Origin of the sequence: Streptomyces alkaliterrae, assembly GCF_007097205.2 — a bacterium.
Classification (GTDB): Bacteria; Actinomycetota; Actinomycetes; order Streptomycetales; family Streptomycetaceae; genus Streptomyces; species Streptomyces alkaliterrae.
On sequence record NZ_VJYK02000111.1, the window covers coordinates 1 to 16,470 of the forward strand.

A 16,470-nucleotide genomic window follows, 5' to 3' on the forward strand; every position below is an offset into this window, starting at 1 on the left:
TCTCTTCACCGGCCTGGAGGGAGGGGCCAACACCAACACACGGCCGTGGGGCCGTTCCGCACCCCCGGGCGATGCGGAACGGCCCCACGTGAAGCCGACAGGCTGCCGGCTGCGGCCTTACTTGGCCGACGTGCGGGCGGCGGCAGCCGCCTCGGCCGCCTCCTCCGCGGCCTCGTCCGCCTCGATCTGCTCCTCGGTGTCGCCGGCGTCGCGACGCCTGGCGTAGTTGAGGACCTTGCGCAGCTCCTTCTTGACGACCGGAGCCAGCAGGTACAGACCGACGATGTTGAACAGTGCCGCCAGGAACAGCGTCGCGTCCGACAGGTCGACGAGCACGCCCAGCGAGAGCAGCGCGCCGGTGACGACCATGGTGCAGAAGATGACCTTGTACACCAGCTCGGACGTCTTGCTGTGGCCGAACAGGTGGCCCCAGCTCTTCAGGCCGTAGTAGCTCCAGGTGATGACCGTGGAGAAGGCGAAGAGGATGACCGCGACGGTGAGCACGTACGGGAACCACGGCAGCGCGGTCTCGAACGCGTCGGAGGTGATCGAGATGCCCGCGCCGGTGCTGCGGTCGAGCTCGCCGCCCTCGATGGCCGTCTCACGGTACTGGCTGTACAGCGGGCCGCCGGCGATGATGATCGTCAGGGCGGTCATGGTGCAGATGACGACGGTGTCGATGAAGGGCTCGATCATGGCGACGAGGCCCTCGGTGGCCGGACGCTTGGTCTTCACCGCGGAGTGGGCGATCGGCGCCGAGCCGATGCCGGCCTCGTTGGAGAAGGCCGCGCGCTGGAAGCCGACGATCAGGGCGCCGATGACACCACCGGCGACACCCTCGGGGTTGAACGCCTGGGAGACGATCGTGGCGATCGCGTTCGGCACCTCGGTGAGGTTGAAGCCGATGACCAGCAGACAGGCGGTGACGTACAGCAGCGCCATGGAGGGGACCAGGCGGCTGGTGACGGCGCCGATCGAGCGCATGCCGCCGATCAGGACCAGGGCGACCAGACCGGCGATGACCAGACCGTAGAAGATCGCGCCGCCGCTGGTGCCGAAGACGCTGTCGTCCTTGCCGGTGACCGAGACCAGCTGCTCCAGCGACTGGTTGATCTGGAAGAGGTTGCCGCCGAAGAAGGTGAAGAAGAGGATCATGACGGCGGACAGCGCGGCGAGGACCTTGCCGACCGTCGGCCAGCCGCGCTCGGCCAGACCCTTGCGCAGGTACAGCATCGGGCCGCCGTTGACCGTGCCGTCCTTGTTGAACTCGCGGTACTTCACGCCGAGGGTGCACTCGACGAACTTGGTCGCCATGCCGAGGAAGCCGCAGAGGATCATCCAGAACGTGGCGCCGGGGCCACCGATGGAGATCGCGATGGCGACACCCGCGATGTTGCCGAGGCCGACGGTGCCGGAGACGGCGGAGGTGAGCGCCTGGAAGTGCGAGATCTCGCCCGGCGCGTCCTTCTGCTCGTACTTGCCGCGCACCAGCCTGAACGCGGTCTTCAGGTGGCGGACCTGGGCGAACCCGAAGTAGATCGAGAAGATCGCTCCGGCGACGACGAGCCATCCCACGATGAGCGGGAAGCTCGTCCCGAAGATGTCGACGCTGTAGAAGACGATGTCGCCCAGAAACTTGGAGACCGGCTCGAACACGCCGTTTACGGCGTCATTGACCGAGTCAGTCCAGGAGGTTTCGCTGTTTGCCATGAGTACCTCTGGCGTATGCCACTAAGGGGACGGGAGGTTGCGGCAGAATGCCGGGTGGTGCATTCGGGCGCGATTGACGAGGCCAGACGCTGAAGGCGGTGGCCTCTCCGTTGAGTTCACCGGGACGTCGGATCCCCGTAAAAAACGGATTGGCCGTTCCTATCACGCAGCGCGATGGCATTCGTGTGACGCGAGTCACACGATCACATCACGGTCCAGTCACAGGGCGGACATCACTACTCGAATCGGACAGTTCGCTCACTAAACATGCATGGTTCACCGATAATCGAGCACTACCGGTGACGTTACGTGAGCGTACTGGCGCCCTTCTCAGACCGCCAGGGTCTCGACAAGGCTTTCCTGGAGTCCACCCAGCCAGAGGTAGGCCATCACGAGGGGCTTGCGCGGATCCTCGTCGTCCAGCTCGTAGAGGGTGGCGGTGTCGTCCTCGCTGGAGACGTGCAGCCGGGAGGCGAGGGTCAGCCTCAGGTCGTTGAGCGTGCCCAGCCACTGGCGGGACTGCTCGGGGGTGAGCGTGAGCACCGCTCCCGCGCTGCCGTCGGGTACCAGCGAGTCCAACGAGCGCACCACGGCGAGCCCGTCGTCCCGCTTACGGGCGCGCAGGTCGTTCTCGGTGAAGCGGCGGAACTCCGCCGACAGCGCCTCCGCCTCGGCGTCGGGCCGCTGCCCGGGGCCCGCGTAGGCGTCCGGGAAGAGCCGGGCCAGCGCCGGATCGGAGGGCGCCTCGCTGGGCCCCTCGGCGAACAGCTCGGCCAGCGGGTCCTCGTCCTCCGCGGGGCCGGGGCCGATCAGCTCCAGCAGCTGCACGACGAGACTGCGGAGGATGGAGACCTCCACCTCCTCCAGTGCGATCGCGGCACCGCCGGGAACCGTCGGGGAGGGGTCGAAGTAGGCCGCCATCAGCGGTCCTGCGTGAGGGTCGCCCAGAGTCCGTACCCGTGCATCGCCTGCACGTCGCGCTCCATCTCCTCGCGGGAGCCGCTCGACACCACGGCCCGCCCCTTGTTGTGCACGTCCAGCATGAGTCGCCGCGCCTTGTCCTTGGAGTACCCGAAGTAGGCCTGGAAGACGTAGGTCACGTAACTCATCAGGTTCACCGGGTCGTTGTGCACGAGCGTCACCCATGGGACGTCCGGCTCGGCCACCGGCTCGGACGCTCCGGTCACTTCTGGACGCTCGATCTCCACGGGTACGGTCACATCCTCCATGCTGCCACCGCCCCCGGGGGCGAACGCAAACCGCACCCGCCGTCCGGGCGCGGTTCCGACGTCCCGTACCCCCGCAATATCGTCACAGTGACGAGATCTGGAGTAGCATCGGCGCCATGAACGCTGCTGCCACGCTCGGGCTGCCGGTCGCCGTGCCCTCCACGGCGCTCTTCACCGACCACTACGAGCTGACGATGGTGCAGGCCGCACTGCGCGGCGGCACCGCGGACCGCCGGTCGGTCTTCGAGGTGTTCACCCGCCGCCTCCCCGAGGGCCGCCGCTACGGCGTCGTCGCCGGCACCGGCCGGGTACTGGACGCGGTCGCCAACTTCCGCTTCGAGGACGACCAGCTCGCCTTCCTCCGCGCGCACCGCGTGGTGGACGAACCCACCCTCGCCTGGCTCGCCGACTACCGCTTCGGCGGCGACATCAGCGGGTATCCGGAGGGCGAGGTGTACTTCCCCGGCTCGCCGATCCTCCGGGTCGAGGGCACCTTCGCGGAGTGCGTCCTCCTGGAGACGGTCGTGCTGTCGATCCTCAACCACGACTCCGCCGTCGCCGCCGCCGCGTCCCGGATGGCGGTCGCGGCGCGCGGCCGCACGCTCGTCGAGATGGGCGCCCGCCGCACCCACGAGCTGGCCGCCGTCGCCGCCGCGCGGGCCGCCTACGTCGGCGGCTTCGACGCCACCTCCGACCTCGCCGCCGGCTACCGCTACGGCATCCCCACCGTCGGCACCAGCGCCCACGCGTTCACACTCGTACACGACAGCGAACGCGACGCCTTCACCGCCCAGGTCGACTCTCTCGGTCGCGGCACCACACTGCTGGTCGACACCTACGACGTCACCGAGGCCGTCCGCGCCGCCGTCGAGATCGCCGGACCGGAGCTCGGCGCGGTCCGCATCGACTCCGGCGACCTACTGCTGCTCGCCCACCGCGTCCGCCAGCAGCTCGACGAGCTCGGCGCCCGCGACGCCCGCATCGTCGTCACCAGCGACCTCGACGAGTACGCCATCGCCTCGCTCGCCGCCGCGCCCGTGGACGCCTACGGCGTCGGCACCCAGCTGGTCACCGGCAGCGGCCACCCGACCTGCTCGATGGTCTACAAGCTGGTCGCCCGCGCGGCGTCCGCCGACCGCGCCGCACCCCTCGTCCCGGTCGCGAAGAAGTCGATGGGTGCGAAGCTCTCGATCGCGGGAGCGAAGTGGGCGGCCCGCCGGCAGGACGCCGAAGGCGTCGCCGAGGCGGAAGTCGTCGGCACCGGTGAGGTTCCGGCCGAGCTGGCCGGGCAGGAGCTGTCCGTGGAGCTGGTACGCGGCGGGGAGATCGTGGCACGCGAACCGCTGGAGGCGGCCAGGGAACGCCACCGGGCGGCCCGCGCCGCCCTCCCGCTCTCCGCCACCCAGCTCTCCCGCGGAGAACCCGTCCTCCCCACCCGCTACCTCGTCCCGTAACAACCCCCCTTGGAAGGTGTGCGCCATGCACCGGGCACTGATCGTCGTGGACGTACAGAACGACTTCTGCGAGGGCGGCAGCCTCGCGGTCCAGGGCGGCTCCGACGTCGCCGCGGCGATCACCGACCTGATCGCCGACACCGCCACCACCGGCTACCGCCACATCGTGGCCACCCGGGACCACCACGTCGATCCCGGCGACCACTTCTCCAGCCGACCGGACTTCACCACCACCTGGCCGCCGCACTGCGTCGCCGGCACCGAGGGCGTCGGCTTCCACCCGAACTTCGCCCCCGCCGTCGCCTCCGGCGCCCTCGACGCCGTCTTCAGCAAGGGCGAGTACGCCGCCGCGTACAGCGGCTTCGAAGGCCGGGACGAGGACGGCACGTCACTCGCCGAGTGGCTGCGCCGACACGACGTGACGGAGGTCGACGTCGTCGGCATCGCCACGGACCACTGTGTGCGCGCGACGGCGCTGGACGCGGCGGCGGAGGGGTTCCGGACGAGGGTCCTGCTGGACCTCACGGCGGGCGTCGCGCCCGGCACGACCCGCGCGGCCCTGGAGGCGCTGCGCGAGGCCGGCGTCGAGCTGAGCGGCACCCCGGTGGTCTAGCCCCGGCCCCGCCCCTTTCCGCTTCCTGGGGCTCCGCCCCAGACCCCGTGTCGCAGCCTTCGGCCGCTTGTCCTCAAACGCCGGACGGGCTGAATTCAGCGTCCCAGGGGCCGACCTGTCAGGCGCGGGTCAGCGCCCCATCAGGTGGGGCGACGAGCGTGGTGCGACCTCCTCCCAGGCGCTGCGACACAAGGAGATCACCTCTATGCAGTCCGCGCAGAGAAGTACAACCGCTCCCGCCAAGGGGGCGCCGCCCGGTGCGGAACCGGGTCAGTCCGCAACGTTCGCCGAGCTGCTGCGGCGGGTCAAGGCCGAGGGCCTGCTCGATCTGCGGCCGCGCTACTACGTCGGGAAGCTCGCCCTCAACACGTCGCTGCTGGTCGCCGGGCTCACCGCGTTCGTCCTGGTGGGCGCGAGCTGGTGGACGCTGCTGGTCGCCGTCTGGATGGGGTTCTGCGGCGGCCAGTCGTCGTTCATGTGGCACGACGCCGGGCACAAGGCGATGTTCCGCAGCAAGCGGCTCGCCACGGCGGTGGGGCTGTTCCACGCGAACTTCGTCAACGGCATCAGCTACGGCTGGTGGGTGAACCACCACAACCGCCACCACTCGCACCCCAACCACCTCGATCTCGATCCCGACATCGGTCGCCGTACCGCGATCTTCGACCGCAAGCAGTACGCCAGCCGTACCCGCAGGCAGCGCTTCATCGTGCGCCACCAGGGTGTGCTGTTCTTCCTGCTGCTCGTGTGCGAGCTGTTCAAGATGCAGATGACCGCCTACCGGAACATCGCGCGGCGGCAGATCCGTCAGCCGGTGCTGGAGGGCTCGATCATCGCCGCCCGCGCCGCGCTGTACCTCGGCGCGGTGTTCTGGGTGCTGACCCCGCTCCAGGCGGTCGCCTTCATCGTGGTCCAACAGGCCGCGCAGGGCGTCTACTTCGGCATGATCTTCGCACCCAACCACAAGGGCATGGAGCTGCGGGACGGCGAGGAGGAGACGCTGGACTGGCTGGAGCGCCAGGTCCTCACCTCCCGCAACATCCGCCCGTCCTGGCTGATGGACTTCGTCTACGGAGGGCTGAACTACCAGATCGAGCACCACCTGTTCCCCGCGATGCCGCAGCGCAGTCTGCCCAGGGCGCGGGAGTTGACGATGGAGTACTGCGCCGAGCGCGGCATCCCGTACAAGGAGGTCGGCTTCTTCCGCTCCTACCGTGAGGTCGCGACGTTCCTCGACGAGGTGGCGGCCCCGATCAGAGCGGGGCAGGCGTCCTGATGTCGATCGTCCAACGAGCGGGCGCCGCGCCGGCGGCGCCCGCACCTCAGGCCGTGGAGGCGGCCGCCGGTGAGAAGCCCGGCGTCGGCCCCCGTATGGACCGGCTGCCGATCACCCCCACGCACCGCAGGCTGACCCTGGTCATCGGCATCGGGCTGTTCTTCGACAGTTTTGACAACAACCTGTCGGGCACCATCGCCAAGGTCGTGCAGACCGAGTTCGCGATGGACGGCACCGCGCTGAAGCTGGCGCTGGCGTCGGCGTTCCTCGGGCAGTTCTTCGGGTCGATCTTCCTCGGGCGGGTCGGCGACCGGTTCGGCCGCCGCCGCGCTTTCATGATCAATCTGGGTCTGTACTCGTTCTTCACGCTGCTCGGCGCGTTCTCGCCGAACGCGGCGTGGCTCATCGTCACCCGGTTCATCGCGGGCATGGGCATCGGCGCCGAGCAGGCGCTGTCCGACTGCTACCTGTCGGAGACGCTGCCGGCCAACAAACGCGGCCGGTTCACCGCATGGGCGTACACGATCTGCTTCTGCGGGGTGCCAGCGGTCGGCTTCGCCGCGCTGTGGCTGGTGCCGCTGACCCCGCTGGGCATCGACGGCTGGCGCTGGCTGTTCGTGCTGGGCGCGCTCGGCGCGGCGGTGGTGTGGATCCTGCGGCGCGGCATGGTGGAGTCGCCGCGCTGGCTGGAGACACGCGGTCGGCACGCCGAGGCCGACCGCATCGTCACCGCCATGGAGAACGAGGCCGTGGCCGGCGGCGCGAAGCTGGCCGAGCCGGCCCCGGCGCCGAAGCGGGCTCCGACGCGCGGCGCCGGGCTGCGGGAGCTGTTCAGTCCGCGCTTCCGCCGCCGCACGGTGATGCTGTGGGTGCTGTGCGGGCTGTCCGTGGTCGGCTACTACGGCTTCGGGAGTCTCGCGCCGCTGGTGCTGGGCGCCAAGGGCTTCGGCGTGCTGGAGAGCATCGGCTTCGCCGCGATGTCCTACCTCGGCTATCCGCTCGGTTCGCTGCTGTCGGTTCCGATCATGGAACGGGTGGAGCGGCGGATGCTGGTAATGGTCTCGTCGCTGCTGATGGCGGCGTGCGGGATGGGCTTCGCGTTCGCCGGAAGCGCGCCCGTCATCGTCGCGTTCGGCATGGCGTTCACCCTGCTCAGCAACGTGTTCTCGACCGTCTCGCACGTGTATCTGGCCGAGCAGTACCCCACGGACATCCGGGCCGGCGCGTCGGGCACCGCGTACTCGCTGTCCAAGCTCAGTGCGGCGGCGATCCCGTTCGCGCTGCTGCCGGTGCTGGACGCCGCCGGACCGGTGTGGCTGTTCACCGCGGTCGCGCTGGCCATGGTGACCGTCGCGGTCACCGTGCGGCTGCTCGGGCCGCGTACGACGGGCGTGTCCGCCGACTGGGGGTGACGGTCCGGTCGGCGGTGTGGACGCCGGGTACCGCGAGGTGACGAAGTCCGGGCGGGGCGGTGGCGACCGCCCCGCCCGGCGTGCACGGTGGGGGCATGACCACCAACCCGGCCGCCATCAAGGCGGAGGCGACCCGGCAGCTGCACCAGCGCGGCGCGCTTGTCCTCACCCCCGACTCCGTACGCGCCGAACTCGGCCTGTCCGATGACGAGTTCGCCGTCCACTTCGCCACCCGCGACGATCTGCTGACCGCGCTGGTGGTCGACGCCTACGACGGTATGGGCGAGCGCGCCGAACAGGCGCTGGCGCAGGCCCGCGAGTCGGCGGCGCAGCCGCTGGACCGCTGGGTCGCCGTGTGCCGCGCCGTCCGCGACTGGGCGACCGACAACCCGTACGAGTACGAGCTGATCTACGGCACCAACATCCCCGGGTACGACGCCCCGCCGGAGACCATGGTGGCCGGCGCCCGTACCGCGTTCGCCCTCATCGGTTCCCTGCGGGACGCCGCCGAGGCCGACGCGCTCACCTCCGGCGAACCGGAACCGCTGCCCGAGCCGGTGGCGGCGGCGGTGCGCGGACTGGCCGAGGGCATGGCCGAGGGGCTGCCCGAGCTGGTCATCGGCCGACTGCTCGTCGCCTGGACGCAGCTCTTCGGCATGACGGGCTTCTCCGTCTTCGGCCACATCGCCGCGTTCGGCGAGGACCCGGCCGCGTTCGTCGACCACGCGGCGGCCACCATGGGCCGCTTCGTCGGCATCAAGGCCTGACCCCACGCGCGCCGGTCTAGCGCCTCGCCCCGAACTTCGGGGCGGGGCGCCTTCGTGTCAGCGCCACCCGCTGACCGGCAGAACGCCGATCTGGTCGCCGCCGCCGGGCCGCAGCGGTCCGCACGCGTGCGGACCGGCCAGCGACGGGAGCAGCAACGACCACATGTCGGCCAACCGCCCGTGTGCCTCGTCGCCCACCTTGCGCGACCTGATCTGCTCGTGCATCACCAGGGAGAGCGCCAGCGCGGCGACCGTGCGGGAGGAGCGCCCGGGCGAGAGGCTTCCGTCCGCGGCGGCGTCCGAGGCGACCCGCCGGAACGCCGCCTGCCAGACCGCCGGCAGATGCAGCGGTGACTCGCACGGCGTCTCGCGCTCGTTGGTCAGCCGCACCCCGGCGCGCGTCAACTCGTCCTCGCGGAGCTGCCGGACGACAAGGTGGGTCATGTCGACCAGCGTCTGGAGCGCCGGCTGTTCGCGCTCCCTCAGCCGGGCCAGCCAGACACTCGCCTTGGCGCACCCGAAGGACTGGACCGTGTCGGCCAGTTCCGCCTTGTTGGCGAAATGGAACGACAGCGCGCCCTTGCTGACCTCGGCACGCCGGCTGACGTCCGCGAGGGTCGTGCGCTCGTAGCCCTGCCGGTCGAACTGTCCGGCCGCGGACATCACCAGCGCGGACCGGGTCCGCTCCGCCCTCTCCTGTCTCATGGGTCTTCCTTCGGCCGTCCCGACCCACCTGGGAGCCGGGGAGGGACGCTCTCTGCCTGCAGTAAAACAGCCTAAACGGTATGTCAATTCCGGCGAACGTGCACGCGTTCGCCGACCGGCCATCCATCCGCCACCCGAGCGACGGAGCCACGACGAGGTCCGCCCGAATCTGCGATACACCTCGTTATCCCAGTTCAAAGCGGTGCGGCGACCCAGGGAGCGACGCGCGAACCGGGTAGAAGCGGGCACTCCGTGCTCACATCGGATGGAAGGCCCGCTTCCGACCGCTACAAACTGACAGGTCGGTTTGTTACAGTCTCCTCTGTTGCACACCTCGCGGAGCTTCCACCTCTCGCCATGCCGTAAATCGGCTCCGCGGCCCACGCGACGGGGAACAGCGGTTCCCCGGCCCTGTCCGGAACAGGCAAGGGGGACGTTGTGAACGCACGAGTGTCGACCGTCAGAGACGTCGGCTCGGAGGCCGTGGCCCGTGAGCTGTGCCCTACCGTGTTCGCGTCGCTGCGACGCAGCGACCAGCGGCGGAAGGCAGAGCAGTACGTACTCGGGCTGCTCACCGTCCCCGGCCGGAAGTCCATCCGCAAGATCGCCGCGCGCACCCGCGGCGACGCCGACGACCACCCCAGCACCGCCGCCGTCGAGCAGAGCCTCCAGCACTTCGTCAGCTGCTCGACCTGGCCGTGGGCGGACGTCCGGGCGGCGCTCGCGCGGCACATGGAGAGCGCGCTCCGGCCGACGGCCTGGGTGGTGCGCCCCCTGGTCATCCCCAAGGCCGGCTCGCACTCCGTCGGCGTCGCCAGACGCACGCTGCCCGGGCTGGGCAGTCCCGTCAACTGCCAGGAGGCACACGGCCTCTGGCTGGCCAACGAGGTTGCCGGCGCACCGGTCAACTGGCGGCTTCAGATCCCCACCGAATGGCTCGACAGCCCCACCCGGCGGCGGGAGGGCGGCATCCCCGACGACGAACCCCGCCTCACACCCGACGGCGCCGCCGCGAACACCGCCCTGGAGGTCGCCGCCGGCTGGGGGCTGACCCGCCGCCCGATCGTCGTCGACCTCTTCCCCACCGACCGCCCCACCCACCGCCCCGGCGACGCCCCGCACGGCGCTCCCGGCGGCGCCTCCACGGCCGCCGTCAGCGTGCTCAGCGCCGCCGGGCTGCCGTTTGTCGTGCGGATCGGCGCGGACACCGACGTCGGCACCCCCGCCGACATCGCGCTGTCCGGCTACCGCCGCCGGACCGTCGCCGCCCACCACGTGATGTCCGCCGTCCACCGGCTGCGGCGCGCGGTGGAGTGGACCGACCCGGCCTCCGGGCTCGTCCGCACCAGCCTCGTCGCGAAGGTCCCCGTCAACCTCACCGGCGGCACGGTCCGCCGCGCCGCCGGCGGCGAACGGCCGCTGGTCCTGGTCGGCGAGTGGGACAAGGCCGGCGGGCGGCCCGCCCGCTTCTGGCTCACCGACCTCGTCGACGCCCCCGCCGGCGTCCTGCTGCGGCTCACCAAGCTCACCCGCCGCGTCGACCGCGACCTGGTGGACCTCACCGACGAGGTCGGCGTCCGCGACTTCGAGGGCCGCACCTACCCCGGCTGGCACCGGCACACGACGCTGGCCTCCGTCGCCCACGCCGTGCGGCTGCTCGCGACCGCCCACGCCCTGCACCCGGCCGCCGCCGCCCGGGTCCCGCTGCGGCTGCCCGCCACGGCCGCGTTACGCACCGGCTGACCCGGTCCGGCGCCGCCCGGCGCCGCGCCGGCCCAGCCCGGCCCCGGCCCGGAAATCACGCGCGGGCGTGTCGAGCGGCTCGGATACCATACGAGCCGGCTCTTTCCGAGCCGACAGTCACTCACGGTAACCGACTTGGGAGCAGCCGCAATGGCTCGACACCTCATCACCAGCGCCCTTCCCTACATCAACGGGATCAAGCACCTGGGCAACATGGTGGGGTCCATGCTCCCGGCCGACGTCTACGCGCGCTACCTGCGCCAGCGCGGCGAGAACGTGCTGTACATCTGCGCCACCGACGAGCACGGCACCCCGGCCGAGCTGGCCGCGAAGGAAGCCGGACTGCCCGTCGCCGACTTCTGCGCCCAGCAGCACGACGCACAGAAGGCCGTGTACGACGGCTTCGGACTGCGCTTCGACTACTTCGGCCGCAGCTCCTCCCCGCAGAACGTGGAGATCACCCAGCGGGTGGCCCGCAGCCTGAAGGAGAACGGCTTCATCGAGGAGCGCGCGATCCGCCAGGTGTACTCGCTCGCCGACGGCCGCTTCCTGCCGGACCGCTACATCGTCGGCACCTGTCCGCACTGCGGCTACGACAAGGCGCGCGGCGACCAGTGCGAGAACTGCACCCGGGTCCTCGACCCGACCGACCTCGTCGACGCCCGCTCGGCGATCAGCGGCAGCAGCGAGCTGGAGGTACGCGAGACCAAGCACCTCTTCCTCCTCCAGTCCGCGCTGGCCGGCGAGGTCGAGGCGTGGATCGACGAGGTCGGCGGCGACTGGCCGACACTGGCGTCCTCCATCGCCCGCAAGTGGCTCACCGAAGGCCTCCAGGACCGGGCCATCACCCGCGACCTGGAGTGGGGCGTGCCGGTGCCGGCCGACGCCTGGCCCGAACTGGCCGCCGAGGGCAAGGTGTTCTACGTCTGGTTCGACGCCCCGATCGAGTACATCGGCGCCACGAAGGAGTGGGCGGACCAGGACCCGGCCAACCGGGACTGGCAGTCCTGGTGGTACGGCGACGCGGCCTCCGACGTCCGGTACACGGAGTTCATGGCCAAGGACAACGTCCCCTTCCACACGGTGATGTTCCCCGCCACCCAGCTCGGCACCCGCGAGCCGTGGAAGAAGGTCGACTACGTCAAGGCGTTCAGCTGGCTGACGTACTACGGCGGCAAGTTCTCCACCTCGCAGCGGCGCGGCGTCTTCACCGACGCGGCCCTCGAACTGCTGCCGGCCGACTACTGGCGCTACTTCCTGATCTCGCACGCCCCGGAGTCCGACGACACCAGCTTCACCTGGGAGCTGTTCTCCGCCACGGTGAACAAGGACCTGGCGGACACCCTCGGCAACTTCGTCAACCGGGTGCTGTCCTTCTCCCGCAAGCGGTTCGGCGACGAGGTGCCGGCCGGCGCCGAGGCCGGGGACGCCGAACGCAAGCTGGGCGCCGAGATCAGCCGGCTGCTCGGCGAGTACGAGCAGCACATGGAGTCGCTGCAGTTCCGCAAGGCCGCGCAGGCGCTGCGCGCGCTGTGGAGCGCGGGCAACTCCTACCTGGAGGAGAAGGCCCCCTGGCTGGAGATCAAGACCGACCAGGACGCCGCCGCGCTCACCCTGCGCACCGCGATGAACCTGATCCACCTCTACTCGGTCGTCTCCGAGCCCTTCATCCCCGCCTCCGCCCAGTCCATGCGCCAGGCCTTCGACCTCGACGACGACACGGCGACCTGGGTCGACCACGAGGCCGCCGCCGCGCTGGACGCCGTGCCGGCCGGCACCCCGTTCACCGTGCCGCCGGTGCTCTTCGCCAAGATCACCGAGGACGACCTGGCCGCCTACCGCGAGCGTTTCGGCGCGGACCCGGCGGCCTGACCGGCGCCGGCGAGGCCCGTCACCACGCAACGACACACACGGCGAAGGCCGGCCCCCGGGAAGCGGGAGCCGGCCTTCGCCGTCTGCGTCGTGCGCCGCCGGGGCTACTTCGCCTGCGGCTTGCGGATCGTGAGGTGCAGCTCCTTCAGCCGCGCCTCCTCCACCTCGCTCGGGGCGCCCATGAGGAGATCCTGGGCGTTGCCGTTCAGCGGGAAGGCGATCGTCTCGCGGATGTTCGGCTCGTCGGCGAGCAGCATCACGATGCGGTCCACGCCCGGCGCGATGCCGCCGTGCGGCGGGGCGCCGAACTTGAACGCCCGCAGCATGCCGCCGAACTCCCGCTCCACGTCCTCACGGGAGTAGCCGGCGATCTCGAACGCCTTGTACATGACCTCCGGCTCGTGGTTCCGGATGGCGCCGGAGGACAGCTCGATGCCGTTGCAGACGATGTCGTACTGCCAGGCGAGGATGTCCAGCGGGTCCATGTTCTCCAGGGCGTCGAGGCCGCCCTGCGGCATGGAGAACGGGTTGTGCGAGAACTCGATCTTCCCGGTCTCCTCGTCCTTCTCGAACATCGGGAAGTCGACGATCCAGCAGAAGCGGAAGACGTTCTCCTCGAAGTGACCGGCGCGCCTGGCGGCCTCGACCCGGACCGCGCCCATGATCTTCGAGACCTCGTCGAAGTCGCCCGCGCCGAAGAAGATCGCCGAGCCGGGCTTGGCGCCGAGCGCGGTCAGCAGCGCGCTGACGTTCTCCTCGGTGAGGAACTTGGCGATCGGGCCGGTCAGCGAGCTGTCGTCGCCGACGCGCACCCAGGCCAGGCCCTTCGCGCCCTGCTCGACGGCGAAGTCGCCCATCTGGTCGAAGAACTTGCGCGGCTGGTCGGCGGTGTCCGGGACGTGCAGCGCGCGGACGTGCTTGCCGGCGAACGCCTTGAAGTCGGAGCCGGCGAACACGTCCGTGACGTCGACCAGCTCCAGCTGGGCGCGCAGGTCCGGCTTGTCGGAGCCGTACCGCAGCATGGCCTCGCGGAACGGGATGCGCGGGAACGGCGTGGTGACCTCGCGGCCGCCGCCGAACTCGTGGAACAGCTCGGTCATCACCTTCTCGATGACCTGGAAGACGTCCTCCTGCTCGACGAAGCTCATCTCGACGTCGAGCTGGTAGAACTCGCCCGGCGAGCGGTCGGCGCGAGCGTCCTCGTCCCGGAAGCAGGGGGCGATCTGGAAGTAGCGGTCGAAGCCGGCGATCATCAGCAGCTGCTTGAACTGCTGCGGCGCCTGCGGCAGCGCGTAGAAGCGGCCGGCGTGCAGCCGGGACGGCACCAGGAAGTCACGCGCGCCCTCGGGCGAGGTCGCGGACAGGATCGGGGTGGCCATCTCGTTGAAGCCGAGAGCCGTCATCTTCTGCCGCATCGCCGAGATCACGGCGGTGCGCAGCATGATGTTGCGGTGCATGCGCTCGCGGCGCAGGTCGAGGAAGCGGTACTCGAGCCGCTTCTCCTCGTTGACGCCGTCCTCGGTGTTGATCGTGAACGGGATCTGGTCGGCCGCGCCGAGCACCTCGACCTCGTTCACCTCGATCTCGATCTCGCCGGTCGGCAGCTCCGGGTTGACGTTCTCCGCGCCACGGGCGACGACGCGGCCGTCGACGCGGACGACGCTCTCCTTGCTGAGCGAGCTCAGCGCCTCGTTCGCGGCCGTACCCGGGCGGGCCACCAGCTGGACCAGACCGTGGTGATCACGGAGATCGATGAACAGGATGCCGCCCAGGTCGCGCCGATTGTGCAGCCAGCCGCTCAGCCGGACGTCGGTGTCGATGTCCTGCGCGCGAAGCTCGCCGCAGTGGTGGGACCGGTACCGGTGCATCAGTTCATCCAAGGTAGTGGGTTCGGGTCGGCGGATCGGCCGGCCGGGCCGGCGGGGATCCGGTGGGCGGATCCTGCGCGTGGCGGATCCGGCGTGAGCCGCCTATCAGGGTACCGCCCGGCGGTCGCTGCCGGGCGCGACCGGGACCTTGTCCATAAAGTGGGGCGTATGCGCACCGAGGACGTGCTGGCCGCCACCGGGACCGGCATCTGGACCTGGGACCACGCGGCCCGGCAGATCATTCTCGATGCCACGGCCGCGCGCCTCCTCGGGCTGTCCACCGAGCCGACCCGGCCGGTGCGGACCGCCGAGTCCACGCTTCGGGCCTGCTTCCACGTCGTCGACTACGTCGAACTGAACGGCATCATCACGCTGGCCATCGCCGAGGGGCGGATCGCCGAGGCCATGATGCGGGTGGTGGACGGCGAGGGCGCGGTGCTGCGCACCGTACGCACCCGGCTCAAACCGCGCGGCGACCCGGGCCGTGGCCGGCACTCCGCGCCGTTCACGCTGGTCGGGACGGTGACGGAGGTCGCCGAGCCCTCCGAGGGCCAGACCCAGGTCACCGGCGACTGGCGCCGCTCGAGGGAGGCGTTCCTGCTGGACGCCGGGCGGGCGCTCGCCGAGGCCCGCTCCACCAGCGAGGTGCTGCGCGTCGCCGCCGCGCTCTCCATGCCCGGCTTCAGCCCCGACGGCCTGGCCGTCTTCGGGGTCGACGGCGACCGGCTGTCGGTCATCGGCCACCACGGGCACGGCGACGGCGACGAGCTGCCGTTCCTCGACATGCCGCTGGAGACGCCGTACCCGGCCGCCGACGTGGTCCGCAGCGGCCGGGCCGTCTACATCACCAGCCCCACCGAGTACCAGCGCCGCTATCCGACGACCTGGCCGCTCGCCGAACGCTTCCAGCGGCAGTCGTGGGCGTTCCTGCCGCTGGTCGTCGCCGGCCGCACGACCGGCGCCTGGATGGCGGCGTTCTCCCAGCCCGCCGCGTTCAGCCCCGACGAGCGGGCCGTGCTCACCACCGTCGCGCGGATGCTCGCCCAAGCGCTCAGCCGCGCCTACCTGCACGAGAGCGAACGGGAGCTCGCCGACGGCCTCCAGCGCACCATGCGGCCCGCCGGCGCGCCCGACGTCAAGGGCCTCACGGTCGCCGCCCGCTACATCCCCACCGGCGGCGGCCTCCAGGTCGGCGGCGACTGGTACGACGTGATCCCGCTGCCCTCGGGCCGGACCGCGCTGGTCATCGGCGACGTGCAGGGCCACGACGTGCGGGCGGCCGGCATCATGTCGCAGCTGCGGATCGCGCTGCGCGCCTACGCCGCCGAGGGCCACCGCCCGGAGGCCGTACTGTCCCGGGCCTCCCGCTTCCTGGCCGGCATGGCGTCCTCCGCCGCCGCCGGCGCCCCGGACGGCGAACCCGCCGACGACCGCTTCGCGACCTGCCTCTACATCGAGGCCGACCCGCTGCTCGGCACCATGGACATCGCCCGCGCCGGCCACCTCGACCCGGCCGTCCTCCTCACCGACGGCACCCTGATGCTCCGCCCCACCGCCGGTGGCCTGCCGCTCGGCATCACCCCGGGCCCCGGCCTCACCGGCGGCGGCGCCGAGGGCGACTACCCCACCACCCGTCTGGTCCTGGAACCCGGCGAGACCCTGCTGGTCTGCACCGACGGCCTGATCGAGACCGGCGGACACGACGCCGAGACCGGCTGGGCACGGCTCCGCGAGGTCTTCGACCGCCACCGCGCGTCGGATCTCGAGCAGATCGCCGACGAACTGGTCCGGGCCGTCCACGGCCCGCCCTCCCACCACACC

At 70.9% G+C, this 16,470-nt stretch carries 13 protein-coding genes; 8 read left to right on the plus strand and 5 right to left on the minus strand.

The genetic code is table 11. From position 1 onward, the window contains the following. Positions 1-117 precede the first annotated feature (117 nt). The 3 genes from FNX44_RS12765 to clpS form a co-directional block, all read right to left on the minus strand. Positions 118-1,710, minus strand: coding sequence for an alanine/glycine:cation symporter family protein (locus FNX44_RS12765; protein ID WP_143648187.1), 1,593 nt, complete (start codon positions 1,708-1,710; stop codon positions 118-120). Positions 1,711-2,040: 330 nt separating this feature from the next. Then, a complete protein-coding gene (locus FNX44_RS12770) occupies positions 2,041-2,631 on the minus strand; it encodes a DUF2017 domain-containing protein (RefSeq protein WP_143648188.1) in 591 nt (196 codons plus the stop codon). After that, entirely contained in the window at positions 2,631-2,939 is a 309-nt protein-coding gene (gene clpS, locus FNX44_RS12775; protein WP_143648189.1) for an ATP-dependent Clp protease adapter ClpS, read from the minus strand. The genes FNX44_RS12770 and clpS overlap by 1 nt, the downstream gene beginning before the upstream one ends. Positions 2,940-3,055: 116 nt before the next feature. Here clpS and FNX44_RS12780 point away from each other — a divergent pair, with 116 nt between their 5' ends. The 5 genes from FNX44_RS12780 to FNX44_RS12800 all read left to right on the plus strand — a co-directional run bounded on the left by FNX44_RS12780 (position 3,056) and on the right by FNX44_RS12800 (position 8,461). Then, a complete protein-coding gene (locus tag FNX44_RS12780; protein WP_143648190.1) occupies positions 3,056-4,393 on the plus strand; it encodes a nicotinate phosphoribosyltransferase in 1,338 nt (445 codons plus the stop codon). A 25-nt stretch (positions 4,394-4,418) separates the two neighbouring features. Continuing rightward, positions 4,419-5,006 carry a nicotinamidase gene (locus tag FNX44_RS12785; protein WP_143648191.1) on the plus strand — a complete coding sequence of 196 codons (588 nt, stop codon included), beginning with the start codon at positions 4,419-4,421 and terminating at the stop codon, positions 5,004-5,006. 205 nt (positions 5,007-5,211) lie between these two features. Continuing rightward, positions 5,212-6,282, plus strand: coding sequence for a fatty acid desaturase family protein (locus tag FNX44_RS12790; protein WP_143648192.1), 1,071 nt, complete (start codon positions 5,212-5,214; stop codon positions 6,280-6,282). Then, positions 6,282-7,694, plus strand: coding sequence for an MFS transporter (locus FNX44_RS12795; RefSeq protein ID WP_143648193.1), 1,413 nt, complete (start codon positions 6,282-6,284; stop codon positions 7,692-7,694). The genes FNX44_RS12790 and FNX44_RS12795 overlap by 1 nt, the downstream gene beginning before the upstream one ends. Positions 7,695-7,789: 95 nt before the next feature. Then, complete coding sequence (locus FNX44_RS12800) at positions 7,790-8,461, plus strand: TetR-like C-terminal domain-containing protein (protein WP_143648194.1); 672 nt, start codon at positions 7,790-7,792, stop codon at positions 8,459-8,461. Between the two features lie 57 nt (positions 8,462-8,518). On the opposite strand, the gene FNX44_RS12805 is transcribed toward FNX44_RS12800, so the two are convergent. Beyond that, positions 8,519-9,166 (minus strand): ScbR family autoregulator-binding transcription factor, encoded by a 648-nt coding sequence (locus FNX44_RS12805; protein ID WP_173019179.1) that lies wholly within the window; start codon positions 9,164-9,166, stop codon positions 8,519-8,521. Positions 9,167-9,604: 438 nt separating this feature from the next. Here FNX44_RS12805 and FNX44_RS12810 point away from each other — a divergent pair, with 438 nt between their 5' ends. Together FNX44_RS12810 and metG are read left to right on the plus strand one after the other, a co-directional pair. Beyond that, on the plus strand, positions 9,605-10,909 hold the full coding sequence (locus FNX44_RS12810; RefSeq protein ID WP_173019180.1) for an IS701 family transposase: 1,305 nt from the start codon (positions 9,605-9,607) through the stop codon (positions 10,907-10,909). A gap of 150 nt (positions 10,910-11,059) precedes the next feature. Further along, positions 11,060-12,781, plus strand: coding sequence for a methionine--tRNA ligase (gene metG, locus FNX44_RS12815; protein WP_143648197.1), 1,722 nt, complete (start codon positions 11,060-11,062; stop codon positions 12,779-12,781). 104 nt (positions 12,782-12,885) lie between these two features. On the opposite strand, the gene aspS is transcribed toward metG, so the two are convergent. Beyond that, positions 12,886-14,649 (minus strand): aspartate--tRNA ligase, encoded by a 1,764-nt coding sequence (gene aspS, locus FNX44_RS12820; protein WP_143648198.1) that lies wholly within the window; start codon positions 14,647-14,649, stop codon positions 12,886-12,888. 168 nt (positions 14,650-14,817) lie between these two features. Here aspS and FNX44_RS12825 point away from each other — a divergent pair. Beyond that, positions 14,818-16,470, plus strand: a 1,653-nt coding sequence (locus FNX44_RS12825; protein ID WP_143648199.1) for a SpoIIE family protein phosphatase, incomplete at its 3' end; no start/stop codon positions are given.

Coding starts and splice junctions, on each gene's coding strand:
- FNX44_RS12795 (WP_143648193.1), top strand. CDS start 6,282: ATGTCGATCGTCCAACGAGCGGGCGCCGCGCCGGCGGCGCCCGCACCT.
- FNX44_RS12800 (WP_143648194.1), top strand. CDS start 7,790: ATGACCACCAACCCGGCCGCCATCAAGGCGGAGGCGACCCGGCAGCTG.
- FNX44_RS12770 (WP_143648188.1), bottom strand. CDS start 2,631: ATGGCGGCCTACTTCGACCCCTCCCCGACGGTTCCCGGCGGTGCCGCG.
- FNX44_RS12790 (WP_143648192.1), top strand. CDS start 5,212: ATGCAGTCCGCGCAGAGAAGTACAACCGCTCCCGCCAAGGGGGCGCCG.
- metG (WP_143648197.1), top strand. CDS start 11,060: ATGGCTCGACACCTCATCACCAGCGCCCTTCCCTACATCAACGGGATC.
- FNX44_RS12765 (WP_143648187.1), bottom strand. CDS start 1,710: ATGGCAAACAGCGAAACCTCCTGGACTGACTCGGTCAATGACGCCGTA.
- aspS (WP_143648198.1), bottom strand. CDS start 14,649: ATGCACCGGTACCGGTCCCACCACTGCGGCGAGCTTCGCGCGCAGGAC.
- FNX44_RS12805 (WP_173019179.1), bottom strand. CDS start 9,166: ATGAGACAGGAGAGGGCGGAGCGGACCCGGTCCGCGCTGGTGATGTCC.
- FNX44_RS12785 (WP_143648191.1), top strand. CDS start 4,419: ATGCACCGGGCACTGATCGTCGTGGACGTACAGAACGACTTCTGCGAG.
- FNX44_RS12780 (WP_143648190.1), top strand. CDS start 3,056: ATGAACGCTGCTGCCACGCTCGGGCTGCCGGTCGCCGTGCCCTCCACG.
- clpS (WP_143648189.1), bottom strand. CDS start 2,939: ATGGAGGATGTGACCGTACCCGTGGAGATCGAGCGTCCAGAAGTGACC.